The organism is Kouleothrix sp. 19917, assembly GCF_057073505.1.
In genome coordinates, this window is the sequence record NZ_CP097099.1 from 3,798,318 (window position 1) to 3,823,128 (window position 24,811).

Here is a 24,811-nt window from a genome sequence, read left to right on the forward strand (position 1 = left end):
AAACTCAGCACGCAGCATCTTGCGGCTCAGGCGTATACGATACGCCCTTCGTCAGTCTGGGCGTATCGCATACGCCCGTCGGCCCTGGCATAGAGAGGATCTCGTTGTGAGCGACACGGCCGTCCCTGCCGTCCAATTCTCCCACGTCAGTCGGCACTTCGGCGAGGTGCGCGCCGTCGACGACGTGAGCCTGGCCGTGCGCGACGGCGAGTTCTTCACCATGCTTGGCCCTTCTGGCTCGGGCAAGACCACGTGTTTGCGCCTGATTGCCGGCTTCGAGCAGCCCACCAGTGGCAGCATCCGGCTTCACGGCGCGGAGGCGGCCGGCTTGCCGCCTTACGAGCGCGACGTGAATACCGTCTTTCAGGACTATGCGCTCTTCCCGCACATGACGGTTGGTGAAAATGTAGCGTATGGCCTGATGATCAGGAAGGTGCCAAAGGCCGAACGCCAACGTCGTGCCGACGAGATGCTGGAGCTGGTTCGCCTGCCGGGCCTGGCTCGCCGCAAACCCGCGCAGCTTTCGGGCGGGCAGCGGCAGCGCGTGGCACTGGCCCGTGCGCTGGTCAACCGCCCGCGCGTGCTGCTGCTCGACGAGCCGCTTGGCGCGCTCGACCTCAAACTGCGCCAGCAGATGCAGATCGAGCTGAAGGCCATCCAGCAGCAGGTTGGCATCACGTTCATCTATGTCACGCACGACCAGGAAGAAGCCCTGACGATGAGCGACCGCATTGCCGTGTTCAATCAGGGCCGCATCGAGCAGCTTGGCGCGCCCGCCGAGGTGTATGAGCACCCGGCGACGGCGTTTGTGGCCGGCTTTGTTGGCGTATCGAATATGCTGCGCGGCGCAGACGCGGCGGCGATCACCGGCTCGGATGGCGCGGTCGCCATTCGCCCCGAGAAAATTCGCATGCTCGCGCCCGACGCGCCCGCACCCAGCGGCGCGCACACTGCCCTCGGCCACATCCGCGATGTTGTCTACCTGGGCGTGCTCACGCGCTACCTCGTCGATCTCGACAGCGGCGGCGCGCTGGTGGTGGTGGCACAGAATCTCGATGGCGGCGCGGTGGATGCGCGCGCGGCGCAGGGGCGGCCGGTGCGGCTGGTGTGGCCGCGCGAGCACACGCAGCCCGTCGGGGCGCCTGGGGCGGACACATAGGTCCGCCCTGACAGGTCCGCCCTGACAGCTCCGCCCTGACAGCTCCGCCCTGACAGGTCCGCCCTGACAGCTCCGCCCTGACAGCTCCGCCCTGACAGCTCCGCCCTGGTTATTTCGCTCGGGCCGCGTGGCCGCTGGGGCTAGCTGTGCTCCGCGATTTGCGGCTTGCTCGTTTGAGCGTGGTGTCGCTCAGGCCGCGTGGCCGCTGGGGCTTCCCGCCCCAGCACCCCGGCCGGGGCTTTCGCCCCGGACCCCAAATTTCAGGTGATCAGCAATATCAGCATTTTGCGGTTATGCCTCTGTTGTGCTTGCCGCTGGCAGCGAGCAATAAATGAATTGCTGCGTATTGAAGCAAGCAATCTGGCGCGTACTGTATCGCCAGATGCCTGCGCCTCCCGCAACGGAGGCAGTAGACAAAGCCGATGAATATAGTACTGCGCAAAATTCGGGGTCTGGGGCGATAGCCCCAGCGCCGGGGTGCAGGGGCGAGCGCCGCCCCTGCGGCCTTGCGGCCTGAGCAAAGTGCTACCGGGTTGGCAGGGGAATTCATAAAGCAGAGCATGGGGCGAAGCGCCCCGCACTCTTCGATACGCGGCTTCGCCGCTACTCAGAATGCAGATAACAGTAGGGCGCAGGGGCAAAGCGCCCCGGAAAGAACACGCATAGCTCATTTCAGGAGAAAACCCAAGTGACCCAGCAGGCAGCAAACCAACCTCTCGCTGGCAGCGCGCCCACATTTGCGCGGCGGCTGGCAACATTTTTCTACCACCGGCCGCGCCTGGCGCTGGCCCTGCTGCTCGCGCCGCCGCTCCTGTGGCTTGGCGTGGTCTACCTCGGCTCGCTGGGCGCGCTGCTGCTGCAAAGCTTCTTCCACCTCGACGGCTTTACCGGCCAGGTCGTGCGCCAGTTCACGCTGGCCACCTACCGCGACCTGCTGACGCGCCCAAATCTCGATATTGCGCTGCGCACCGCCAGCATGGCCGCGATTGTCACCGTTGCGTCGGCGCTGCTGGCCTTTCCGCTGGCCTACTACATAGCGCGCTACGCCACGCCACGCAGCAAAACCCTGCTCTACCTCGCCGTCACCATGCCGCTCTGGTCGAGCTACCTGGTGCGAATCTACGCCTGGAAGCTTATTCTGGCGAAAGAAGGCATTCTGACCTGGTTTCTCACGCGGCTGGGGCTGGGCGGCCTGCTCGACGCGGTGCTCAGCCTGCCCGGGATCGGCGGGCCGTCGCTCTCGGTCTCGGCGATCGGCATGTTCCTCGCCTTTCTGTACGTCTGGCTGCCCTACATGATCCTGCCAATCGTCGCCGCGCTGGAGCGGGTGCCGCGCTCGCTGATCGAGGCGTCGGGCGACCTGGGCGCGCACCCCGGCACGACCTTCCGCACGGTGCTGTTGCCGCTGGCGCTGCCGGGTGTCGCGGCCGGCTCGATCTTCACCTTCTCGCTGACGCTGGGCGATTTCATTATTCCCGGCACCTTTGGCAACTCCAGCCTGTTTATCGGGCAAGCAGTGCTGCAACATCAGGGCACCGCTGGCAATATCCCGCTGGCGGCGGCGTTCACCGTCGTACCAATGGTGATTATGGCGGTGTATTTGCTGCTTGTGCGGCGGCTGGGGGCCTTTGAGGCGCTGTAGTGCGGACCTGTCTAGAGGACCTGTCTGGGCGGACCTGTCTGGGCGGACCTGTCTGGGCGGACCTATGTGTCCGCCCCACCTTGTTTCGCTCGGGCCGCGAGGCCGCTAGGGCTTCCCGCCCCAGCACCCCGGCCGCGGCGCTGCCCCTGGATTCCAAATTTGAGCTGGTCGGCATAGCCAATTTTTGCGGTCATGCCTCCGTTGTGCCAAAAGCCGGCATCTACCTACTAAACCAGTACTATTTTGACATTCAAGGGCTTGACGCCGAGCTTTCATTCGTGCGTAAAAGCGAGGTAATTAGCAATTAGTGTCAGCCGTATCGCTTACGTCAAGCTATCCTCGATTGCTGCCAGCGGTAAGCACAACGGAGGCATGCGCATCAAACGCTTCGAATGAGACAGCATCAAATTTGGGGTTCGGGGCGATAGCCCCGACGCCGGGTGCCGGGGCGGCGCGAGCCCCGGCGGCCCTGCGGCCTGAGCAAACCGCTTTCAAAAAGATAAGCACTGATCACAGCAAAACACAAACACCTAGCCAGAAATAAAGAAAACTATGCTCCAAACTGCATCCCAATCGAAAAAGGCCCCCGCCGAGGCTCGCCCGCGCGCGCCGCTCCTACTCAAGCTCGCCGTGGCGGCCGTGCTGGCCTTTCTCTACGTCCCCTTTGCGGTCATCATCCTTTACGCCTTCAGCACCGAAGACGCGACCTTCACCTTCCCGCCGCCCGGCCTGACGCTGCGCTGGTTCGGCGTGGCCTGGGCGCGCGACGATGTCTGGCAGGCGCTGGGTCTCTCGCTGCGTGTGGCCGCCGTCTCAACGCTGATCGCGCTGGTGCTGGGCACGATGGCCGCAATGGCCGTCTACCGCAGCCGTTTCTTCGGGCGCGAGGCGATCTCATTCTTGCTGCTGCTGCCCATCGCCCTGCCCGGTATTGTCACTGGCATCGCGCTGCGCTCGGCGATCAGCCTGGGCAGCATTCCGTTCAGCTTCTGGACGATTGTGATCGGGCATGCGACGTTTTGCGTGGTGACGGTCTACAACAATGTGCTGGCGCGCTTCCGCCGCACCGCCGCGTCGCAGATCGAGGCGTCGATGGACCTGGGGGCAACGAGCTTTCAGACGTTCCGGCATGTGATTCTGCCGAACATCGCCACGGCGCTGCTGGCCGGGGGAATGCTGGCCTTCGCGCTCTCGTTCGACGAGGTGATCGTCACGACGTTCACCGCCGGGCAGCAGGAAACCCTGCCGATCTGGATTCTCAGCCAGCTGGTGCGCCCGCGCAACCGCCCGGTCACCAACGTGGTGGCAGTGTTTGTGATCGCGGCGACGTTTATTCCCATTCTGCTGGCGCACCGCCTCACGCAAGATACCGCCGAGGTCGCCGGGGGCGGGAAGTAGCCGAACGATGACCGACAACCGACGGCAGTATTATTTCACCGCAAAGAACGCAAAGAGCGCGGAGGATTGGAGGTTTAAAGGTTGCAGGTTGCAGGTTGCTGCCTGCCCCTTCACCCTTTCACCTTTTCACCCCTTCACCCCACCCTGTCACCCCACCGCCCGCGCCCGACGACTGCGAACGCGCACCTGCCCAAGCTGCGCCGAAGCCAGCAGCCCAAGCATCGCAAAGGTCAGCCCAATCGTGAACACACCGCGATAGCCCACCAGCCCCACCAGCCAGCCGCCCAGCACCGGCACAAACATCGAGAGGCCGAGCAACGTGTTCGCCAGACCCATGTAGGTCGGGCGCTCGTCCTCGGGCACGATTTCGAGCAGGTAGGTATTCGCGGCCATATTATTGCCATCGTTCGCCGCGCCGCTCACCAGAAACACCAGCCCAAGCGCAACGAGCATCGCCGTGCTGCCCAGCTCAAGCGCGCCCACAAGCGCCGGGCCAGCCAGCGCCAGCAGCGGCGTGACCAGCAGCAGCGAGCCGCTCAGCAGCACCAGGCGCTGGTTGCCGCTCCGGTCGCTCACGCGGCTCCACACCAGGTTCGAAAGCGCGCCAGTCAGCGCGCGCACCCCCAGGTACAGGCCCGCCGCGCTGGCCGGCAAGCCTAGCGTCTCGGTCGCATACACGATATAAAATGGCTCGGCGATCTGCCCAAAGCGCGTCAGCATGCGCGACACAATAAACCAGCGGTAGTCGGCGTGCTCGCGCAAAATGGCGGGCGCGCGGCGCAGCCCATCGCTCATCCGCACTGGCGCGCCCACCTCGGCCTGCAGCGGCTCGTCGATCCGCCCAAACGCAATCAGCCCGGCCGCGATGCACAGCAGGCCAAGCACGCCAAGCGTGCCGTAGTTGTTTGGGAAGGCCAGCGGGCCATCGTCATTCAGCAGCCAGCGCACCAGCGGCCCAACGATCAGAAACGACAGCAGGCCGCCAAACAGCTGGCGCGTGCCAAAGAAGCTGCCGCGCCGCCGCGCCGGAATGACCTTCGCCACCACATCCTGAAACGCCAGCGTGCTGGTGCCGCCGCCCAGGTTGAAAATGCTGAAGCTCACCACAATCAGCCACAGGCTAATCGTTGGCGGAAAGCGCGTGGCACCAAAGATCGCCGCCAGCAGCACCAGATAGGCGACGATGCGCGCGAACGCCGCACGCCGATACAGGGGCAGCTTGGCGCGCATGCCTTGCAGCCGCCCGCCCACAAGCATTTGCGGCAGCAGGTAGCCGCCGCTCTGCAGCGCGGGCAGCAGCCCAACCAGCGCCAGCGAGCCGCCGAGCTGGCGGATCAGCAGCGCCAGCACCAGGTTCGCGCTGAGCATGGTTTCGCCCAGCGTAAACAGCACGCCATTCATTACGCCCAGGCGGTAGTTCCGGCGCATCGTGGCCGGCGGAAGGGGCGGCGGCACAGGCGGCAGCCCCGGCGGTGAAGGTGATTGTGTGGCCATGCGCAGATTATACGGCATGAATCTGCCTGCGTCGCCCAGCCCAGCACCACTCAAAATGGCGCGGCACAGCCAGTGGGGCGAATGTGCGAAAAAAAGCACAGGCCACCCACGTGTGTGGATGGCCTGCGTTCGCCTGGTACCCCCAGCGGGATTCGAACCCGCGATCTACACCTTGAAAGGGTGTTGTCCTGGGCCGCTAGACGATGGGGGCTCACGACGCGCCTATTATAGCAGGGAAACACCATTTTGCCAAACAGCGCGCCGGCCACGCGTTCGTGTCTTCGAGCGCGTGACCGGCGGCTGCGCCGGGGTAATTACTTCTTGAGGTTATCCGGCACGCCGTTCGGGAACTCTTTGCCGATCTCTTCCTGAATTTTCTCGATGCGGCGCTCGGGGTTGGGGTGGGTGCTGAAGAACTCTGGCGGCTGCTGGCCCTGGCTGGCCTGCTCGAGCTTCTGCATTACCGAAACCATGGCGCGCGGGTCGTAGCCGGCCTGCGCCATATAGTGCACGCCCTGGTTGTCCGATTCCAGCTCGTCGTCGCGGCCGTAGCTCATGTTCACCATCTGGCCGATCAGCTGGGCCACCTGCGCGCTGTTTGCGCTTGCAGGATTGTTCGGGTCGTAGGTCGCCATCACCGCCGCGCCGGTCAGGCCCTCGGAAAGCTGCGCGCGGGCGGCCTGCTCAGCCGAGTGGCGGCCCACAACGTGGAAAATTTCGTGTGAAAGAACGCCCGCCAGCTCGCCATCGGTCTGCAGCAGCTTCAGCAGGCCCTCGGTCACAAACACCTGCCCGCCCGGCAGCGCGAATGCATTGATCGTCTTCTGGTCGGCGAGCACATGAAATTGATACTGGTAGGGCGATTTCGCCGCATCGGAGTTCTTCACAAGCGCGCTGCCAAGCTCGTTTACCTTGGCCTGAAGCGCCTGATCCTGCGAAAGCCCGCCAAACTGCTGCTCCATCTCGGGGGCGGCCTGCTTGCCAAGCGCGATCTCCTGCTCGGGCGACATCGCGACGTGTTGCTTTTCTTGCGTTACGGGGTTGATTTGCGTTGCGCCGAAGTAGCCAACCACAGCCACCAGCGCGACAATAACTGCCACTATCAGGCGGCCACTAATGCCACCAATACCACTTCCTCGCGTTGTGGTCGTCATTACGCCCTCCTCATATCGATTGACTAATGGTATACCTGCGAAGTTGCCATTTCCTCCGCCGCTCACAAAGCAGGTTTTATGCCAGTGAAGCAATTCACAAGCAGCGCTTGCGGGGCCGCAGCGTATTGTGGATATGCGCGCTTCGTGCTACTATGGGGCAGTGGAAGAAAACGAAAACCTGCCAAGCTACCAGACCGACCGCGAGGCCCTCGAACGCGACAGCGAGGTGAGCTTCTTTGTGGCGGGCGGGCCGGGCGGCCAGCACCGCAACAAGGTCGAAACGGGCGTGCGCGTGCTGCACCGCCCTACTGGTATTGTCGTTGCCGCGACCGAGCGCCGCTCGCAGGCAGCCAACCGCGAAGCCGCCTTTGAGCGGCTGGCCGAACGCCTCAACGCCCTCAACGTCCGGCGCAAAGCGCGCCGCGCCACCCGCCCCACCAACGCATCACGTCTGCGCCGCGCGGAGGCCAAGCGCCAGCGCGCCACTGTTAAGCAGAACCGCCGCCCCGTGCGCGACGAATAGCACAGCGCTTTTCCTACACGTTCCCGGCTTGCACCAGGATGGCGCAAATACGCACGCCAGTGCCCTCAAACCTTGTTTTATCGTTAGGCGAAACAGGAAATCTGCATAATTTTATTTTGGGATTGGTGGCATAAATAGTGCTATAATTGGAAATTACCGGTACAAAGCAGTAACGCGAACATATTGCTCTCGACGGTGCGCCGTCGATCTATTACTGCGCGCTGAAAGCCGATCCGAACTATTTGCGAGGAGAAATACACGATTTATGATTTCTGCACTTTGGCCCCAGCATATCGCAGTGATCGGGAATTATTCACCACGCCAGTGTGGCATTGCCACCTTCACCACTGATCTCTGCGAAGCGCTCGCCGGCGTCGCGCCCGACGCCCAGATCGACGCCCTGGCAATGAATGACCGCCCCGAAGGCTACCCCTACCCGTCGCGGGTGCGCTTTGAGCTTCCCCAGAACGATGCCCTGGCCTATCGCCGCGCCGCCGACTTCCTGAACCTGCAAAACCCCGATGTCGTGTGCGTGCAGCACGAGTATGGCATTTATGGCGGCGCGGCTGGCAGCCACCTGCTGGCGCTGCTCGAGCAGCTGCGCATGCCGGTCGTCACCACGCTGCACACCATTCTGAAAGAGCCCGACGCCCAGCAGCGCCTGGTGCTGATCGAGCTGGCGCGCCGCTCGGAGCGCCTGGTGGTGATGAGCGAGCGCGGCGCGGGCTTGCTGCACGACGTGTACGGCGTACCGGCAGAAAAGATCGACCTCATCCCGCACGGTATCCCCGATGTGCCGTTTATCGACCCGAACTTCTACAAAGACGAGCTGAACGCGGCGGGCAAGACCGTTATCCTCACCTTTGGCCTGCTTTCGGCCAACAAAGGTATCGAGAATGTGATCGCCGCCATGCCGGCCATTCTGGAGCGCCACCCGAATGTTGTGTATGTGGTGCTGGGCGCGACGCATCCGCACGTGCGCCAGCACGAAGGCGAGCGCTACCGCAGCATGCTGCAAGACATGGCGCGCAGCCTGGGCGTGGCCGAGCACGTGCGCTTCTACGACCAGTTTGTCGCGCTCGATGAGCTGGTGCGCTTTATTGGCGCGGCCGACATCTATGTGACGCCTTATCTCAACGAGGCGCAGATCGTCTCGGGCACGCTGGCCTATACTGTCGGCGCGGGCAAGGCCGTGATCTCAACGCCCTACTGGTATGCCGAAGAAATGCTGGCCGATGGGCGCGGCACAGTGGTGCCTTTCCGCGATGCCCCGGCCATTGCCGACGCCGTGATTGGCATGCTCGAAAACGAGGCCGAGCGCCACGCCATGCGCAAGCGCGCCTACACGCTGGGCCGCGAGATGACATGGCCCGTGGTCGGCCAGCGCTACATGGATACCTTCGCGCGCGCCCGCGCCGAGCGCCGGCATTCGGCTGGGCTGCTGCCCGTGCACACGTTCGACGAAGCGCCCGACATGCTGCCGAAGGTCAAGCTCGATCATCTGCGGCGCATGACCGACGGCACCGGGCTGATTCAGCACGCTACCTTTGCCGTGCCGAACTACGACGAAGGCTACACCACCGACGACAATGCGCGCGGCTTGCTGGCGACCGTCTATATGGAAGAGCTCGACATGGCCGATAGCGAGCCGCTGGCCACGCGCTACCTGGCCTTTCTGCAGCACGCGTTCAACCCGCTGCACGGGCGCTTCCGCAACTTCATGCGCTACGATCGCCACTGGCTGGAAGAGATTGGCTCGGAAGACAGCCACGCCCGCACGCTCTGGGCGCTCGGCGCGACGCTGGGCCGCTCGAACAACCGCGAGCTACTGGGCATGGCCATCCTTCTATTTGAGCAGGCGCTACCCGCGGCGGCGCTTTTCGAGCACCCGCGCCCCTGCGCCTACGCGATCTTTGGCCTGAGCGAGTACCTGAGCCGCTACCCCGGCGACCGCGCTGCCCGCGCGACCCTGGCCGATCTGAGCGAGCGCCTGCTGGCCCGCTACCACGAGCACAGCGCGCCCGAGTGGCGCTGGTTCGATCAGATCGTGACCTACGACAACGCCGTGCTGCCACATGCGCTGATCCTGGCCGGCCACGCGCTTGATGATGATCCCACGCTCGCTGCCGGGCTGGAAGCGCTGCGCTGGCTGACTGAAGTGCAGAGCGACGGCGAAGGACATTTTGCGCCGGTCGGCTGCCACGGCTTCTACCCGCGCGGCGGCACGCCCGCCCGCTTCGACCAGCAGCCGCTGGAGGCGCAGGCTACCGTGGCCGCCTGCCTCGCCGCCGCCGACATCACCGGCGACGAGCGCTGGCACGTCGAGGCACGCCACGCCTTCGACTGGTTTCTGGGCCACAACGACCTGCAGCTCTCGCTGTACGACCCAGCGACGGGCGGCTGCCACGATGGGCTGGAGTGCGACCGGGTGAACCAGAACCAGGGCGCCGAGTCGACGCTGGCGTTTCTGCTGGCGCTGCTGGAGCTTACCCGCGCCGAAGAAGCGCGCGCCACCGCGCCGCTGGCCCGCGAGCTGGGCGGCTTCCAGCCGCTGGTGCTGGCGCGCCGGCCAGGAGCGTAGCATAACAGGAGATGGGGATGGGAGTTAGTGAAGTCGGAGCTAGAACCCTTCCTCTTTCTTCCCTTGTATCGGGTTTTTGGCGCGCAGCGCCAAAAACCCGATACAAATAAATCGTCACTACCTTGCTGCCGCAGGCAAAAAGCACGATGCCACTCTTGCCCTACGCGCACAAAAAGAGAAAGAAAACCATGCGCATTGCTATGCTCGCGCCGATCGCCTGGCGCGTGCCGCCACGCCACTACGGCCCCTGGGAGCGCGTCGTCTCGATCCTGACCGAAGGGCTGGTGGCGCGCGGCGTCGATGTCACGCTGTTCGCCAGCGCCGACTCGATCACGGCGGCGCGGCTGGCGGCGGTGGCCCCGCGCCCCTACGCCGAAGACCCGCCGCTCGACGCCAAGGTGTGGGAGTGCATGCACATCGCCGAGGTGTTCGAGCGCGCTAGCGAGTTCGATCTCATCCATAACCACTTTGATTTCCTGCCGCTTTCGTACAGCGCGCTGGTGCACACCCCGCTGCTCACCACCATCCACGGCTTTTCATCCGAGCGCATTCTGCCGGTCTACCAGCGCTACAATCGCCGCGCGCACTATGTTTCGATCAGCAACGCCGACCGCCACCCCAGCCTGGATTACATCGCCACGGTCTACCACGGCATCCCGCTGGAGGAGTTCACGCCGCGCCGCGAGCACGGGCGCTACCTGCTGTTCTTTGGGCGCATCCACCCCGACAAAGGCGCGGCCGAGGCGGTTGAGCTGGCGCGGCGCAGCGGCATGCCGCTCGTTCTGGCCGGCATTGTGCACGACCAGGCGTATTATGAGGAAAAAATAGCGCCCTACCTTGATGGCGAGCAGATCCGCTTTGTCGGCGTGGCCGGGCCATCCGAGCGCGACCGCCTGTTGGGTGGGGCTTACGCGCTGCTGCATCTGATCAATTTCGCCGAGCCGTTCGGGCTGAGCATGGCCGAGGCGCTGGCCTGCGGCACGCCCGTCGTCGCCACGCCGCGCGGCAGCGTGCCCGAGCTGGTGCGCCACGGCGAGAATGGCTTCCTGGTGCAGAATGGAGACGAAGCGCTTGCTGCGCTGCCGCGCGTCGCCACCCTCGACCGGGACGCAATTCGCGCCGACGCCGCCGCGCGCTTCGGGCAGGCGCGCATGGTCGATGATTATCTGCGCGTGTATCAGGAGATTCTTGCGGGGGGCGAATGACCACCGACCGCCGACGACTGACCACAGACAACCAACCGCCGACGACTGACCACAGACAACCGACCGCCGACGACTGACCACAGACAACCGACCGCCGACAACTGACCACAGACAACCGACCGCCGACAACTGACCACAGACAACCGACCACAAGCGCTTGTTTCCGGTTTCATGCTGGGTATTCGTCCTTCGTCGGGTGAACATTAGGCATTCGTCCGTCGTCGTTCGTCGTTCGTCGTTCGTCGTTCGTCGGTCGTCGGTCGTCGGTCGTCGGTCGTCGGTCGTCGGCCGTCGGTCGTCGGTCGTCTCTCCCGGCGCACGCATATTGCTGGTTCACCCGTGACGGCAGGTGGCTGCCTTCGTGGCACCTGACCTGCCCGCATACGATAGGAGGTTTCATGCGAGGTTTACGAGATGAGCTCTTTCACCGCCATCGCGGCAACCCAATCCTCACCGCGGCCGATTGGCCTTACGCCGTAAACACGGTATTCAACCCCGGCGCGACACTCCTGCAAGATGGCACCACCCTCCTGCTGTGCCGCGTGGAGGATCTGCGCGGCCACTCGCACCTGACGGCTGCGCGCTCGGCGAACGGCGTGGACGGCTGGTACGTCGATGAGGTGCCAACCCTCTACCCCGACCCCGAGAACTGGCCCGAGGAGCTGTGGGGCGTCGAAGACCCGCGCATCACCTACGTGGCCGAGCTGGATGCCTACGTGATCGTCTACACGTCGTACTCGCGCGGCGGCCCGGGCGTCTCGCTGGCGCTTACCAAAGACTTTAAAACCTTTGAGCGCTATGGCGCGGTGATGCCGCCCGAGGATAAGGACGCCGCGCTGCTGCCGCACCGGATCGGCCCATACTGGGCGCTGATCCACCGACCGGTCGGCCCATTTGGCGCACACGTCTGGATTTCCTACTCGCCCGACCTGCGCCACTGGGGCAGCCACAAAATGATCCTTGAGGCGCGGCGCGGCGCGTGGTGGGATGCCAACAAAATCGGCATCTCGCCGCCCTTGATCGAAACGCCCGAGGGCTGGCTGATGATCTACCACGGCGTGCGCAACACGCCGTCGGGCGCACTGTATCGCCTGGGGCTGGCGCTGTTCGACCTTGAGACGCCCGAGCGCTGCACGCTGCGCGGCGACACATGGGTATTTGGCCCCGAGGCCGACTACGAGCGCGAAGGCGATATCAACAACGTCGTCTTCCCCTGCGGCTATACCGTCGCGCCCGACGGCGACACCCTGCACATGTACTACGGCGCGGCCGACACCTCGATTGCGCTGGCGACCGCCAGCATCCGCTCGCTGCTCGACTGGCTGCGCGAAAACGCGCGCTCCACCACGCGGCAGGGCGGCTTCTAGCTGGGTTCGTTTATCCACAGATTACGCAGATTACACAGAACAGTATTCCAATAACCAACATCTGCGGCATCTGTGTAATCTGTGGATTTATCGTCCTTCGTCATCCGCCGCTTGCAGGCTTGACACGCCCCCGCCCGCGTGCTACGCTGGCCGAACTCAAGTTCGCCCTTCTGAACTCGCGAGAACCGCACCGTGGCAGCCGAATCGAACGTCAAATCCGCCAGCCGCGTGCTCGATATCTTCGAGGCGCTGTCGGCCTCGCCGCGCGGCCTGAGCTTCACCGCGCTCCAGCGGGCGCTCGGCATCCCAAAGAGCAGCCTGCACGCGCTGCTGGATGTGCTGGTGGCGCGCGGCTACCTTGAGCTGGATGCGGCGCGGCGCGTGTATACGGTCGGCATTCGGCTGTGGGAGCGCAGCCAGGCCTACCAGCGCCATCACGACCTGGTGAAAGAAGCGTTGCCGGCAATGGAAACGATCGTCGGCGCGATCAACGAAACAGTACAGTTGGCCGCGCTCGATGGCCTGGAAAATGTCTACCTCGCAAAGGTCGATAGCTCGCACCCGCTGCGCTTGCAATCCGAGGTAGGCATGCGCCTGCCGGCCTACGCCACTGGTCTGGGCAAGGCGCTGCTGGCCGAAATGGATGCAAGCGTACTTGCGGCGCGGCTGCGCGATCAGGCGCTGGTGCCTTTCACGCCGCACACCTTCACCGACACCAATGCGCTGCTGGACGAGCTGGCGCGCACCCACGCGCGCGGCTTCGCCATCGACAATCAGGAATTCACGCCCGGGCTGTGCTGCGTCGCCGTGCCGATCGCCGATCATCGCGGCGTAGCGGCGGCGGCAATGAGCGTTTCAATCCCGCTCACGCGCGCAGCGATTGAATTGCTGAGCGCCGCGCTCCATCAGCTCGCCGCCGGGGCGCTCCACGTCAGCAGCCGCCTCGGCGCGCCCACGCCCGACCCGCGGCTGGCCGCGCTGTGCGACCCGCAAGCGGCGCGGGCGGCACTGCAGGCGCTTGAGCAGGCCGCCGCGCTGGGCATTTGATAGCGGGAATTCAGACGAGACGTTTGCCACTACGCACCACGCACTACGCTCTGGTGCGATAGTACGTAGTGCATAGTGCGTAAATCATTTGGTGTGAAAGGAGCAATTGATTGATGGATGTTCGCGAGCCGATTGCGGCGCAATACATGGCCGCGCTCGAAATGCTGAAAGGCGCAATCGCCGCCTGCCCCGACGCGCTCTGGCAGCGCGCGGGCGACATCACGCCCTTCTGGCAGGTGGCATACCACGCGCTGTTCTACACCAACCTTTACCTCAACGAATCCGAGCAGGCCATCACACTGTGGCCCGGCCACCGCGAAGAATATCGCCACGAAAAGCCGCACGACGGCCCTGCGCCCGAGCCGGCCAGCAAGGCCACGGTGCTCGAATTTCTGGCGCACTGCCAGAATTTTGTTCGCCAGCAGGTTCCGGCGCTCGCGCTCGACGCGCCGTCGGGCTTTGGCTGGCTGCCGCTCACGAAGTTCGAGCTACAGATCTATTCCATCCGCCACATTCAGCAGCACGCCGGCGAGCTGATGGAGCGCCTCGGCCCAGGCGCGACTGGCCTCGACTGGGTTGGCACCTATCGGGGCGAGTAGGTTTTAGCCACAGAGAACACCGAGGCCACAGAGGGTTTTGAGTTGCAGGTTGGAAGGTTTGCATGTGTGCAGGTTGCGGGTTCCACGTTGAAATCTAGAACGTTGCAGGTTGCCTGGAGTTTGGAGTTTAGGTTCACCCTTTCATCTTGTCATCTTGTCGTCTGTTCACCCGTTCGTTCCCGCTAACTGCCCGGCTCTTGGTTCTCGGTGCTGCCTACTCGTACAGCGACTCAATCGTCACTGCCGCGCCGCCCGCGCCAGCCGAGCGGTACGCCGCGTCGAGCAGCTCGACCGCGCGCCAGCCAACCTCGGCAGGTGCGCCATTGCCTGCCCGGCCCAGCACCATATCCACAAGGTTGCCCGATGTCATAAAGCGCTGGCGCGCGCGCTCCTCGTCGGGAACGGGCGGCAGCTCCTCGACAGTGCCGTCGGCGTGGCGAATCGTGGTGGTGCCCGCGACCATATCCATATCAATCGCGCCGCGCTCGCAGTGAAGCTGCAAATCGAGCTTGTGCTGGAAGGCGTTGCCGCTGCCGCCCACCGAGCCAAGCGCGCCGCCCTCGAACTCGACCGCCATCGCATCCACCAGATCGAGCGCGAGGCCGTGGTTGCGCATCATGCCGACGACCTGGCGGGCGCGCAGCTCGGCCACAAAGAAGAGCAGGCCGACCATATGCGTCATTTGCAGGTGGCCCTGCCCGCCGCCTGAGAGCGCGGGCTGGCTGTAGACCGCGCCGGGGCCGTGCACGGGGAAGACCGGCGAGCCGAACTGCGGGCTGCCTTCGCCGCGCAAAAACTCCACCACCCGCGACACCATGATGCAGTTGACGTATTGCACCGCGCCAAGCTCGCCCGAGCGCATCACCTCGCGGGCGCGGATGGCGTGCGGCGAGTAGGTGTGCGTATAGCCGATGCTCAGCTCGCGCCCGCGCTCACGTGCAAGCTCAGTCAGGGCGCGGGCATCGGCGGCGCGGAGGGTCATGGGCTTTTCGAGCATGACGTGCGCGCCGGACTGAAGGCATTGCCGCGCCAGCTCGTAGTGCGTGGCGTGCGGCGTGGCGATCACCACGCCATCGGGGCGCTCGCGTTCGAGCATTTCGGCGCAACTGGTGTAGCTGCGCGCGATGCCGTAGGCACTGGCGGCGGCAGCCAGCCGGGCCGCGTCGGCGTCGCAGATCGCGACTAGCTCGGCATCGGGGTTGGCTTGCAGGCCAGGAATGTGTGTGTAGGTCGACCACCAGCCAGTGCCGACGACGGCGATGCGTGCGTGCTGGGCCATGAAATGCTCCTTTCGGGCGGCTGCGCCTGGATCGGCGGGGCATGCAGCACCGGCGCGCGCATTGCCACCGAGTTCATCTATCTGAACTACCTTTCGAGCTTGTGGATCGCTATGGTACTGTCGGGCGCGATGGCTGTCAAACCAGGGCCATTGCAACGGTGGGATTGGGGGATGCAATCTATCCGCAGATTACGCAGATTACACAGATTCTGGCTCTCTTATCTGCGTAACCTGTGTAATCTGTGGATGAATTTTGCTACTTTATTGGAGTGCCGCCTACCAAACGCGCTTGACAGGGTCAGCCCGCGCTGCTATGATCGCGTTCACCTGCAGGGAACAAAGTTCATAGATGTGAACAAACGCGCCAAAGGAGGCCCTTCGTGCGTATCACCAGTGTCACGGCCACGCCCATCCGCCCCGCGCCCAGCCGCGCCTCGTCGTGGCTTTCGGAATCGGTTGTCGCGAACCCGATGTCGATCTACCCGGCCTACAAGGACAAGCGCTCGTCGTGGGGCGCGCAGTGGGGGCCGGAGGTGCTGGTGCGCATCACGACCGACGACGGGCTGGAAGGGATTGGCTGCACCGCGCCCGCGCCCGCGCGCATGTTCGTCGAGCAGCACTTTGCGCGCCTGCTCCTCGGCGCGGACCCGTTCGACATCGAGATGCTGTGGGACCAGATGTTCCGCGCGTCGCTGCCGTATGGGCGCAAGGGCCTGCCGATTATGGCGATCAGCGCGGTGGACATTGCGCTGTGGGACCTGATTGGCAAGGCCAAGGGCGAGCCGGTATGGCGGCTGCTGGGCGGCAAAACCAAGCCCGCGCTGCCGGTTTACTCCACCGGCAACGACGTGGCTCACTACCACGCGCTGGGCTTTCGCGGCTTCAAGCTGGCCATGCCCTACGGCCCGGCCGATGGCTGGAAGGGCATGCGAGGCAACCTCGCGCTGGTCGAACAATCGCGCGAGATCGTTGGGCCAGACAGCGACATTATGCTCGACTGCTACATGGCCTGGAATGTCGAATATACTGTGCGCATGGCGCGGCTGCTGGAGCCGTACAATATCCGCTGGATCGAGGAATGCCTGCCGCCCGACGACTACGAGGGCTATGCCGAAATCACGGCGCGGATCGACTCGACCACGGTGGCGACGGGCGAGCACGAGTATACGCGCTGGGGCTACAAGGAGCTGATTTCGCGACGCTGCTGCCATATTCTCCAGCCCGACCTGGCGTGGGTGGGCGGGATCAGCGAGGCGCGCAAGATCGCGGGCATGGCGTCGGCGTGGGGGCTGGATGTGATTCCGCACGCGGGCGGCTTGCAGCCGTGGGGCTTGCACTTCATTGCCTCGCAGGTGAACTGCCCGCTGGCTGAGTGCGTGGTGATCGGCAACCAGGGCGAGCTCGACGCGGTGCGCTCGATGTATCCCTTCCTGAACGGCGTGCCGCTGCCCATCGATGGGCTGATCTCGCCCAGCGACGCGCCGGGCATTGGCGTGAGTGTGAACCCCGACTGGCTGCTGGCCTGACGAAGGGCGTATAGCAATACGCCCAGACTTGACGAAGGGCGTATTGCTATACGCCCAGACTCGGAGCCTCGAAGATAAAATATCACTGCTCTGAATAACGAAGCGATGGGGCCAGGGGAGGCGCAGCCTCCCCAAAGAATCCCTTTTTTGGGCTGGACGCCACGAATGTGGCGGCCAGCCCAAAACGATACGCCGAAGGCGCATGCAAAGGAGCACACATGAAATCTCTGGTTTGGGAAGCGCCGCGCGTGATGGCGATGCGCGAAGGCGAGCGGCCGGCGCCGGGCGCGGGCGAGGTGCTGATCAAAGTTGCCTACGCGGGCATCTGTGGCTCGGAGCTGGGCGGCTACCTGGGGCATAACGCCCTGCGCGTGCCGCCGCTGGTGATGGGGCACGAGTTCGCCGGCACAATCGTCGATGCCGACGCGAGCGTGGCCGATGCCTTCCCCACGCTGGCGAGCGGGCAGGCTGTCACCGTCAACCCGATGATCTACTGCGGCACATGCGATTTCTGCGCGCGCGGGATGAACCACCTGTGCGCGCGCCGCCAGCTGATTGGCGCGGCGCGGCCGGGCGCGTATGCCGAATATGTCGCCGTGCCAGCCAAGATGGTTGCCGCGCTCCCCGAGGGCGTCTCGCTGCGCACGGCCGCGCTGGCCGAGCCGGCCGCAGTTGCGGTGCGCATTGGCGAGCTGGCCGGCGCGGTGGCGGGCGACGATGTGCTGATCATCGGCGCGGGGCCGATTGGCCTGCTGGCCTTGCAGGTGCTGCTGGCCAATGGCGCGCGGCGCGTGTTCATGGCCGATCTCGACGCCGAGCGGCTGGCGATGGCGGGCGAGCTGGGCGCGACCACGATCGACCCGCGCCAGCACGAGGTGCCGAAGTTTGTGCGCGAAGCCACCGGCCAGCTCGGCGTCGTGACCGCGCTCGACGCAGTGGGCGCGACCGTCACCCGCGCGCAGTGCGTGGCCGCAACGCGGGCGGGCGGCACGGTGCTGCTGAGCGGCCTGCACGAAGAGTCGGGCGTCATGCCGGCGGCCGACATTATTCGCCGCGAGATCGTGGTGCGCGGCAGCTTCTGCTACACCCCGGCGAACTTCAGCCAGGCGCTCGACATGCTGGCCCGCGACGCGCTGCGACTCGACCCCTGGATTGTCGAGGCGCCGCTGGCCGAAGGCGGCCCCTGGTTCGACCGCCTGATCGACGCGCCCGGCGCGGTGGCGAAGGTGCTGCTGATTCCGTAGGGAGTGTTGAGTGTTGAATGTTGAATGTTGAGTTTGCAGTCGACAGTCGGCAGGAGGCAGTTAGCGGGAGGCAGGAGGCAGGAGGCAGGAGGCAGGCGGCAGTCGGCAGGCGGCAGGCGGCAGGAGGCAGGCGGCAGGAGGCAGGAGGCAGGAGGCAGTTAGCGGGAGGCAGGAGGCAGGAGGCAGGCGGCAGTCGGCAGTAACTTGCAAACTTGCAAACCTGTAACCTGCAACCGTTCTTGGCAAAAAGGCGAACAGGCGTTCACGTTCCGCGCCAGGATGGCCGCAGGTATGGTACCATGCGCGCACACCGAGCACCGGAAAGTGAGCGCTTTTGGAAACACACGACATCCAGCGCGTGCTGCGTGCGCGCTACGGCGGCGTCGCGGCCAGCGATGTGCTGATACAGTTTGCCCGCATCGAGCTTGAGCGCCCCGACGCGCTGGTGTGGATGCAGAACGGCAAGTTCTTTGAGGTCTATGGCGACCCGGCGCGTCTGCTGGGCCGCCTGCTCGATCTGCGCGTGGCCGAAAAGCCGCTGATGACTGGCCGCGACCGCCAGCCCGTCATGCTCGCCATGACCGGCATCACCATCGGCAGCGAGCGCGAGCACCTCCAGCGGCTGCTGCGCATGGGCTACCGCGTGGCAATCGGGCGCGAGGTGGCGGGCGAGCGCGACGGCACACTGAAAGCGCGCCAGCTTGCCGAGGTCGTCACGCCCGGCAGCGTGTTCGACGAAGACCTGCTGGACGACGACCGCCGCCTGCTAGCCGCCGTGGAACTCGGGGGCGCGCACGCCGCCCTGGCCGCCGCCGATGTTTCGACCGGCGCGCTGTGGTGCCAGGAATGGACAGGCGACGACGCTGCCGAGCGCCTGCTGGATGAGCTGGCGCGCCTTGGCCCGGCCGAGCTGCTGTGCAACGCCGACCTGCCACGCAGCGAGCGCGAGCGCATCGGCGGCGCAAGTGGCATCACCCGCCTGGAAGCCGAGCGCGGTCAGCGTCACCGCGCCCTCTGCGACGAGCTTGGGCTGGCGAACAGCTACCACGTTGGGCGGCTCTCGCCTCTGCCGGCATGGTGGTTCGGCGCGGAAACCTGCCAGGAAACGCTGCTCGCCCACTTCGGCACCGCCGACCTGCGCCCCTTCGAGCTCGACACGCGCCCGCACGCGCGCCGCGCACTTGGCGTGCTTATCCGCTACCTGCAGTGGAACCGCTGCCCGGCGCTCGCTCGCCTGCACAGCGTGCGAATCGGCGGCGGCTCGGACTTGCTGCAAATGGATGCCACCACGCGGCGCACGCTCGACATTCTTGCCGGGCCAGATGGCACCGCCTTTGGCTCGCTGCTGAGCGTGCTGAACCAGACGCGCACGCCAATGGGCGCGCGGCTGATGCGCGGCTGGCTTACCCAGGGCCTGCGCGACGCGAAGGAGCTGAATGCGCGCTACGATGCGGTGCAGACCGCTGCCGACAGCCTGCTGGCCCGCGAAGAAATTCGCGCGCAGCTTGGCCGCGCTGGCGACCTTGAGCGCGTGCTTGGCCGGCTGCTGGTCAGCGCCGAGCGCGCCACGCCACGCGACATGACGCGGTTGCACGCCGCGCTGGCGGCCGCCCTGGCGCTGCGCCCGGCGCTCGCCGCGCTGGGCGGGCTGGGCCTACCCAGCTACGACCCGCCGGCCGATCTGGCGCTACTACTTGGGCAGGCCCTTTCGGCTGCGCCGCGCGCCGAGGGCGAAAGCGCTGGCGTGCTGGCGGCCGGCTGGGACGACGAGCTGGATGCACTGTTTGCCCAGGAGCAGCGCGCCAACGAAGAGCTCGACCACCTGATCAACACCCTCGTGCTCACCACTGGCCTGCGCTCCTTGCAGCTCAAGCGCGACACGCGCAGCAGCCAGATGCTCCTGGCGGTCTCTGCCGCCGACGCGCGGCGCGTGCCCGCCGACTGGAATCGCATTGGCAAGGGACGCGAGCAATACAGCACCGAGCGGCTGCGCGAACTTTCCGACGAACTGCTCGACGCCGAAGCTGCCCGCGCCGACGCCGAGCGGCTGGCGTGGCAGCGCCTGTGGGAACATGTCGCCGCCGCCGGCCCATGCCTCGGCCAGCTCGCGCGCGACCTTGCGCAGATCGATGTGCTGACGACGCTGGCGCATGTTGCCGTTCGTGAGGAATGGGTGCGCCCAACGATTGTGGGCGAGCGCGTGCTCGAAATCGAAAACGGCCGGCACCCGGTGGTCTGCCGCGCGGTCGAGGGCTACATCCCAGCCACAGTGCAGCTTGACGACGCCACGCGCCTGCTGGTGCTCACCGGGCCAAACATGTCGGGGAAATCAACCCTCATGCGCATGGTCGCGCTGTGCGTGGTGCTGGCGCAGATGGGCTCGTTTGTGCCGGCCAGCGCCATGCGTTTCGGCCTGTGCGACCGCATTTTCACGCGCATTGGCGCCGCCGACGACATTGCCAGCGGGCGCAGCACCTTTATGGTCGAAATGAGCGAGGTGGCGACGATTGTGCACCAGGCCACCGCCGACAGTCTGGTGGTGCTGGACGAAGTTGGGCGCGGGACGGCGACCTTCGACGGCATGGCGCTGGCCGAGGCGATTGTCGATCATCTGCACACGGCGACGCAATGCCGCGGCGTGTTCGCAACCCACTACCACCAGCTTGTTAGCATGATCGAGCACCTGCCGGCGATTGCGCGCTTTCGCATGGGCGTGCGCCGCGACGGCGACCGGCTGATCTTTCTCCACGCGCTGGAGCCGGGCGTGGCCGAAGGTTCGTTCGGCATTGCAGTGGCGCGCATGGCCGGCCTGCCCGCACCGATCCTGGCCCGCGCGCAGACGCGGCTGGCCGAATTGGAAGGCGCAGCAGAACGCAGGGAAGTGGTATAGCGCCAGGATGGATCAACTATTTTCCCACGCCCGCCGAATATTCTCGCCTACAATCGAAGATTCTTTCCTCTGCCCCCAGAGCGGAGCCGCATCGCTAACGAGCTTGCGCAGGTCGCCCAGCGCGGCGGCGCGCTGCTCGGGTGCAAGCAGCCCGCATGTTTCGAGGAAGCGAAGCCACGCCGGCATCAGCTCAAGCAGCGCCGCCGCGTCATAGTAGCGCGAGTCGAGAATATTAAACATCTGGACAACAAAACGGTCGAGCGTCGCGCGGTCGGGGCAGAGCAGGTGTGGCGGCGCAGACGTGCGTTCCGAGCGCGGCGGTTTTTGCCCTTTGGGCCGCCCCATGCGCCCGAATTTCCGCGCATCGAGCTCGCCGGCGTGGCGTTCGAGGATGTACTCAACCAGTGCTCTGCGGGCCATATCGCCCTTCGCCAGCGAAACCCCATGCTCGCGGTGAAGCGCGCCAATAAATGCGAACGTCAGGTCGTGCAGCTGCGCAACGGCAGGATCTTCCACGATTTCATTCTCGCCCCTGCGGCTGTGCTGCACGCGCCGAAATGCGAAATCGCCGAGCGACCAGGCCCGCTCGTCGCGGCCGGTCAGCAGGGCCAGCACCGCAGCAAGCCCTTCGTGAGGAATGGGGGCGAATTGCTCGAGCGCGGCAAGAAGCGCCGGGTCGTCGGCGCGCAGGTTCGGGTCGCGCTCGATATGCGCGAACAGCGTTAGGTCGAGCATGCGCCGGGCAAATTCGTCATTGGCCCATGGCACCAGCTGCGCGTCTTCGCCAATATGCGGCCAGGCCTGCTGCATCATCTGCGCGGTCAGCGCAAGCCAGCCGTGATAGCACAATCGGTCGAGCGCGAGGTAAAACGTATCGAGATCTTTGCCGGCCGTCGCCGCCATGGCCAGCCCAAGCTCGGGCAGGGCCGCATGGTTGCCGGCCGCCAGGGCATCGGTAATTTCCCAATCGAGGTAATAAGGCGCGTCGTGCTCGTACAGCTCAGGGCGCTCAGCATGCAGCGCGCCTATCGCCTCGTCAAACGCGCTGCTGTCGTGATGGTCGCGAATGGCGCAGATCATCTCGAATGCCAGCTCGTCGTCAAAACGCTCGTCGGCGAGCAAGCGCCCAAACAAAGCGGGAACCTCGGCGTTGTCGGCATCTTCGAACGCGCCCCATAGCTCGGCGCGCGCTTGTTCAAGCGGCGTAGGAGCTGGCAGAGGGGGCAATCCGGGCGATAGCTCGGGGAATTGCTCGCCAAATACCTGTGCAAGCTCGCGCTGCGCCTCGGCGCGTTGGGCATATTCCTGCCGCGCCGCCGCTTCATCTTTCGCCAGGCAGCATTTCTTGTATTTCTTGCCGCTGCCGCATGGGCACGGGTCATTTCGCCCAACCTGCATGGTTCACCTCGGTGCAATAAGCGCATTCTGATGCGCACTGCGTATATTTCCCAGCTGCGCGCCGGCCTGCAACGCCGCGTTGATCACGACCAGATCGCAGTCTTCGCATATGCGAGTACAATAGGCAGCAATCGTGGTGACGGCACAGATCGTACCACAAAATGTGCGGAGGCAAGCATGAGCGAATATCAGTACTACGAGTTTCTGGCGATCGACCGGCCGCTTGGCCCCGACGAAATCGCCAGCATCCGCCAGCTGTCGAGCCGCGTGCAGCCGACGCCGACGCCGCAGTGTTCACCTACTCGTTTGGCGATTTTCGCGGCAACCCGCTGAATGTGCTGGCCAAATATTACGATGTTTTGCTATACATTGCCAACTGGGGCACCAAGCAGCTTGCGTTTCGCTTCCCAAAAGCTGCAATCGACCTTGAGGCGCTTCAGCCCTACTACTACGGCGTCGAGGAAATCGAGCTGACGACGGCGGGCGACTATGTCATTCTCAACATCATGTTTCAGGAAGAAGAGGGTTTTGACTGGATCGAGGGCGAGCTGGCTGGCCTGGCCCCCCTGCGCGATGACATCCTGCGCGGCGATCTGCGCGCACTCTACCTGATCTGGCTGGCTGCGGCAGGGCGCGGCGGCGAATCGGACGAATGGGGCGATGTTGGCGCGGGCGACGATACCGATGGCGACGACCCGATCGAGCCGCCGGTGCCGGCCGGTTTGGGGCAGCTTACCGCGCCATTGCGCGCGCTGATGGAGCTCTTCGACATCGAACAGGATCTTGTTGGCGCGGCAGCCCTCGCCAGCCCGTCACTCAAGGCGACAGCCGATCCAATTGAGGATTGGATTGCGCTGCTGCCCGAAACCGAGCGCAACGCACTGCTTGTGCGCGCCGCGCGCGGCGAAGCCGTCGGCCCAGAGCTGCTGCGCCGCCTGCGTGAGCTTGGCGGGCAAGCGCGCCCGAGTGCAGGGAATGCGCCGCGCCGCACCTTCTCCGAGATCGGGCAAGCCGCCGAGGCGGTGCGCCAGCAGCGCCAGAAGCGCGAGCAGCAGGCGGCCGAGCGCGCGCGGCTCGCCAGGCTCGAAGCGCTCGCCAAACGCGAAGAACAGGTCTGGGCAGAAATTCCTGGCTTGCTGGCGCTGCGCACCGCACGCGGCTACGACGACGCGGTAACGCACATGACCGAGCTGCGCGCTCTGGCAATGCACCAAAAGCAGCGCGCCGCCTTCGATGCCCGCCTGCGCGACTTGCTGGTGCCATTCGCAGGCTCGGCGGCGCTGATGCGGCGGCTGCGCGAGAAGAAGCTGGTGGAGTAAGTATTAACGGCCGTGGCAGTGCTTGTATTTCTTGCCGCTGCCGCACGGGCAAGGGTCGTTACGCCCAACTTTTTTTGGCCTGCAGCGCCGCTGGGCGCGGAGCCATTTGCGGCGGATTTTCCGGCACAAGGTCGTCCCACAGCCAAGGCTCGGACAGGAGCAGATCGGATAGCTCATCAACCCGGCGCTGTTCGGTCGCCGTAAGCTGCAGCTCCTCCATAATCTGGCGGCCCAGGAGCATGGCGCGCTCGTAGTTCAGGCGCGCAAATTCGTCGGGCGTGAAGAACGGCCGCGTGCCGCCGAAGCGCTTATACAGATCGATGTACTCGGCGTACAGTTTAGTTTCGTCTTGCTTGGCGTCTTCTGCCGCCTGCATTCGCGGACTGATCATTCGCAGCATGCGGTACACTTCGTCGAAGCCGTATTCGTGCACAATCGGGTTCATCTGCGCACGCGCTTCTTGATCCTCGGGGCTGCGTGTGACGATGTATTCGATCAAGTCGCGATGCAGCCGATTACGGCGCGCGATGATTTCTGCCCGCTCTTCTGCATCGGGAAAGTGGTTTTCGCTCATTCTTTTTTCGTCAAGCAAAATGCCTTTTTACTCTTCCTCTTCATCGTCATCAAATGGCAGGCCGCCGCTCCCCACAAAGGCGCGGTAGTCGTCGAGCACGATTGCGTTCGCGCCACTCGTATCTTCGGCCCACACCCGATCGGCCTGAACCTCGTACTCGTCGCCATCGGCGGCGCGCACGCGCAGCCGCACGCCTTCGCGCTCATCCGTATCGGCCACGCCAAGCACGGTCGCTGTCGCAGCGCCGGGCGTGCCGGGCTGGCCCCACGAGGCCGCAAACGGCGTGCGCAGCGCGTCGGTCAGGTAAACCTCGAAGGCGCTCAGCACCTCATATTCGTCGTAGCAATCGACCGTGATCTCCTCGAAGCGCTTTTCGCGGTCGGGGATGCTTGGAATATCCTCGATCTCCATA

General features: G+C 64.9%; 19 protein-coding genes, 1 tRNA gene and 1 pseudogene. 14 read left to right on the plus strand and 7 right to left on the minus strand.

Going from position 1 to position 24,811, the window contains the following annotated elements; genetic code table 11:
- Positions 1–106: 106 nt before the first annotated feature.
- From M1P90_RS15500 to M1P90_RS15510, 3 genes are all read left to right on the plus strand, one after another.
- Entirely contained in the window at positions 107–1,159 is a 1,053-nt protein-coding gene (locus M1P90_RS15500; RefSeq protein ID WP_483703746.1) for an ABC transporter ATP-binding protein, read from the plus strand.
- Between the two features lie 688 nt (positions 1,160–1,847).
- Positions 1,848–2,801, plus strand: coding sequence for an ABC transporter permease (locus M1P90_RS15505; RefSeq protein ID WP_483703748.1), 954 nt, complete (start codon positions 1,848–1,850; stop codon positions 2,799–2,801).
- A gap of 552 nt (positions 2,802–3,353) precedes the next feature.
- Positions 3,354–4,199 (plus strand): ABC transporter permease, encoded by an 846-nt coding sequence (locus tag M1P90_RS15510; protein ID WP_483703750.1) that lies wholly within the window; start codon positions 3,354–3,356, stop codon positions 4,197–4,199.
- 147 nt (positions 4,200–4,346) lie between these two features.
- Here the strand turns inward: M1P90_RS15510 and M1P90_RS15515 are convergent, their stop codons facing one another.
- The 3 genes from M1P90_RS15515 to M1P90_RS15525 all read right to left on the minus strand — a co-directional run bounded on the left by M1P90_RS15515 (position 4,347) and on the right by M1P90_RS15525 (position 6,847).
- Positions 4,347–5,711 (minus strand): MFS transporter, encoded by a 1,365-nt coding sequence (locus M1P90_RS15515; protein WP_483703752.1) that lies wholly within the window; start codon positions 5,709–5,711, stop codon positions 4,347–4,349.
- A 116-nt stretch (positions 5,712–5,827) separates the two neighbouring features.
- Positions 5,828–5,904, minus strand: a tRNA-Glu gene (locus tag M1P90_RS15520).
- 103 nt (positions 5,905–6,007) lie between these two features.
- Entirely contained in the window at positions 6,008–6,847 is an 840-nt protein-coding gene (locus M1P90_RS15525; RefSeq protein WP_483703754.1) for a M48 family metalloprotease, read from the minus strand.
- A 235-nt stretch (positions 6,848–7,082) separates the two neighbouring features.
- On the opposite strand from M1P90_RS15525, the pseudogene M1P90_RS15530 reads away from it, so the two are divergent.
- From M1P90_RS15530 to M1P90_RS15555, 6 genes and pseudogenes are all read left to right on the plus strand, one after another.
- Positions 7,083–7,370 (plus strand): annotated as a pseudogene (locus M1P90_RS15530) (peptide chain release factor-like protein); the annotation flags it as partial.
- A gap of 265 nt (positions 7,371–7,635) precedes the next feature.
- Positions 7,636–9,951: a glycosyltransferase family 4 protein gene (locus tag M1P90_RS15535; protein WP_483703756.1), complete on the plus strand. Its 2,316-nt coding sequence runs from the start codon at positions 7,636–7,638 to the stop codon at positions 9,949–9,951.
- A gap of 188 nt (positions 9,952–10,139) precedes the next feature.
- Entirely contained in the window at positions 10,140–11,156 is a 1,017-nt protein-coding gene (locus tag M1P90_RS15540; protein ID WP_483703758.1) for a glycosyltransferase family 4 protein, read from the plus strand.
- Between the two features lie 398 nt (positions 11,157–11,554).
- The gene (locus M1P90_RS15545; RefSeq protein ID WP_483703760.1) at positions 11,555–12,523 is read left to right on the plus strand and encodes a glycoside hydrolase family 130 protein; all 969 of its coding nucleotides are present in this window, start codon (positions 11,555–11,557) and stop codon (positions 12,521–12,523) included.
- Positions 12,524–12,715: 192 nt separating this feature from the next.
- On the plus strand, positions 12,716–13,570 hold the full coding sequence (locus M1P90_RS15550; RefSeq protein ID WP_483703762.1) for an IclR family transcriptional regulator: 855 nt from the start codon (positions 12,716–12,718) through the stop codon (positions 13,568–13,570).
- 113 nt (positions 13,571–13,683) lie between these two features.
- Positions 13,684–14,169 (plus strand): DinB family protein, encoded by a 486-nt coding sequence (locus M1P90_RS15555; protein ID WP_483703764.1) that lies wholly within the window; start codon positions 13,684–13,686, stop codon positions 14,167–14,169.
- Positions 14,170–14,383: 214 nt separating this feature from the next.
- On the opposite strand, the gene M1P90_RS15560 is transcribed toward M1P90_RS15555, so the two are convergent.
- Positions 14,384–15,448 carry a Gfo/Idh/MocA family protein gene (locus M1P90_RS15560; RefSeq protein WP_483703766.1) on the minus strand — a complete coding sequence of 355 codons (1,065 nt, stop codon included), beginning with the start codon at positions 15,446–15,448 and terminating at the stop codon, positions 14,384–14,386.
- Between the two features lie 380 nt (positions 15,449–15,828).
- On the opposite strand from M1P90_RS15560, the gene M1P90_RS15565 reads away from it, so the two are divergent.
- The 3 genes from M1P90_RS15565 (at position 15,829) to mutS (ending at position 21,108) form a co-directional block, all read left to right on the plus strand.
- Positions 15,829–16,974: an enolase C-terminal domain-like protein gene (locus tag M1P90_RS15565; RefSeq protein WP_483703767.1), complete on the plus strand. Its 1,146-nt coding sequence runs from the start codon at positions 15,829–15,831 to the stop codon at positions 16,972–16,974.
- 218 nt (positions 16,975–17,192) lie between these two features.
- On the plus strand, positions 17,193–18,218 hold the full coding sequence (locus M1P90_RS15570) for an alcohol dehydrogenase catalytic domain-containing protein (protein ID WP_483703769.1): 1,026 nt from the start codon (positions 17,193–17,195) through the stop codon (positions 18,216–18,218).
- A gap of 334 nt (positions 18,219–18,552) precedes the next feature.
- Complete coding sequence (mutS, locus tag M1P90_RS15575) at positions 18,553–21,108, plus strand: DNA mismatch repair protein MutS (protein WP_483703771.1); 2,556 nt, start codon at positions 18,553–18,555, stop codon at positions 21,106–21,108.
- Between the two features lie 12 nt (positions 21,109–21,120).
- On the opposite strand, the gene M1P90_RS15580 is transcribed toward mutS, so the two are convergent.
- Positions 21,121–22,506, minus strand: coding sequence for a YecA family protein (locus M1P90_RS15580; protein ID WP_483703773.1), 1,386 nt, complete (start codon positions 22,504–22,506; stop codon positions 21,121–21,123).
- 177 nt (positions 22,507–22,683) lie between these two features.
- On the opposite strand from M1P90_RS15580, the gene M1P90_RS15585 reads away from it, so the two are divergent.
- A complete protein-coding gene (locus M1P90_RS15585; protein ID WP_483703775.1) occupies positions 22,684–22,839 on the plus strand; it encodes a hypothetical protein in 156 nt (51 codons plus the stop codon).
- Complete coding sequence (locus tag M1P90_RS15590; RefSeq protein ID WP_483703776.1) at positions 22,797–23,825, plus strand: hypothetical protein; 1,029 nt, start codon at positions 22,797–22,799, stop codon at positions 23,823–23,825. Before M1P90_RS15585 ends, M1P90_RS15590 begins: the two co-directional genes overlap by 43 nt.
- A gap of 58 nt (positions 23,826–23,883) precedes the next feature.
- Here the strand turns inward: M1P90_RS15590 and M1P90_RS15595 are convergent, their stop codons facing one another.
- Both M1P90_RS15595 and M1P90_RS15600 read right to left on the minus strand, forming a co-directional pair.
- The gene (locus tag M1P90_RS15595) at positions 23,884–24,399 is read right to left on the minus strand and encodes a hypothetical protein (RefSeq protein WP_483703778.1); all 516 of its coding nucleotides are present in this window, start codon (positions 24,397–24,399) and stop codon (positions 23,884–23,886) included.
- A 27-nt stretch (positions 24,400–24,426) separates the two neighbouring features.
- Complete coding sequence (locus M1P90_RS15600; RefSeq protein ID WP_483703780.1) at positions 24,427–24,810, minus strand: calcium-binding protein; 384 nt, start codon at positions 24,808–24,810, stop codon at positions 24,427–24,429.
- Position 24,811: the final 1 nt, after the last annotated feature.

What these genes read in the sequence shown, in the direction of transcription:
- M1P90_RS15510 (WP_483703750.1), top strand. Translation starts at nt 3,354, where the DNA reads ATGCTCCAAACTGCATCCCAATCGAAAAAGGCCCCCGCCGAGGCTCGC.
- M1P90_RS15515 (WP_483703752.1), bottom strand. Translation starts at nt 5,711, where the DNA reads ATGCCGTATAATCTGCGCATGGCCACACAATCACCTTCACCGCCGGGG.
- M1P90_RS15525 (WP_483703754.1), bottom strand. Translation starts at nt 6,847, where the DNA reads ATGACGACCACAACGCGAGGAAGTGGTATTGGTGGCATTAGTGGCCGC.
- M1P90_RS15535 (WP_483703756.1), top strand. Translation starts at nt 7,636, where the DNA reads ATGATTTCTGCACTTTGGCCCCAGCATATCGCAGTGATCGGGAATTAT.
- M1P90_RS15540 (WP_483703758.1), top strand. Translation starts at nt 10,140, where the DNA reads ATGCGCATTGCTATGCTCGCGCCGATCGCCTGGCGCGTGCCGCCACGC.
- M1P90_RS15545 (WP_483703760.1), top strand. Translation starts at nt 11,555, where the DNA reads ATGCGAGGTTTACGAGATGAGCTCTTTCACCGCCATCGCGGCAACCCA.
- M1P90_RS15555 (WP_483703764.1), top strand. Translation starts at nt 13,684, where the DNA reads ATGGATGTTCGCGAGCCGATTGCGGCGCAATACATGGCCGCGCTCGAA.
- M1P90_RS15560 (WP_483703766.1), bottom strand. Translation starts at nt 15,448, where the DNA reads ATGGCCCAGCACGCACGCATCGCCGTCGTCGGCACTGGCTGGTGGTCG.
- M1P90_RS15570 (WP_483703769.1), top strand. Translation starts at nt 17,193, where the DNA reads ATGAAATCTCTGGTTTGGGAAGCGCCGCGCGTGATGGCGATGCGCGAA.
- M1P90_RS15580 (WP_483703773.1), bottom strand. Translation starts at nt 22,506, where the DNA reads ATGCAGGTTGGGCGAAATGACCCGTGCCCATGCGGCAGCGGCAAGAAA.
- M1P90_RS15585 (WP_483703775.1), top strand. Translation starts at nt 22,684, where the DNA reads ATGAGCGAATATCAGTACTACGAGTTTCTGGCGATCGACCGGCCGCTT.
- M1P90_RS15595 (WP_483703778.1), bottom strand. Translation starts at nt 24,399, where the DNA reads ATGAGCGAAAACCACTTTCCCGATGCAGAAGAGCGGGCAGAAATCATC.
- M1P90_RS15600 (WP_483703780.1), bottom strand. Translation starts at nt 24,810, where the DNA reads ATGGAGATCGAGGATATTCCAAGCATCCCCGACCGCGAAAAGCGCTTC.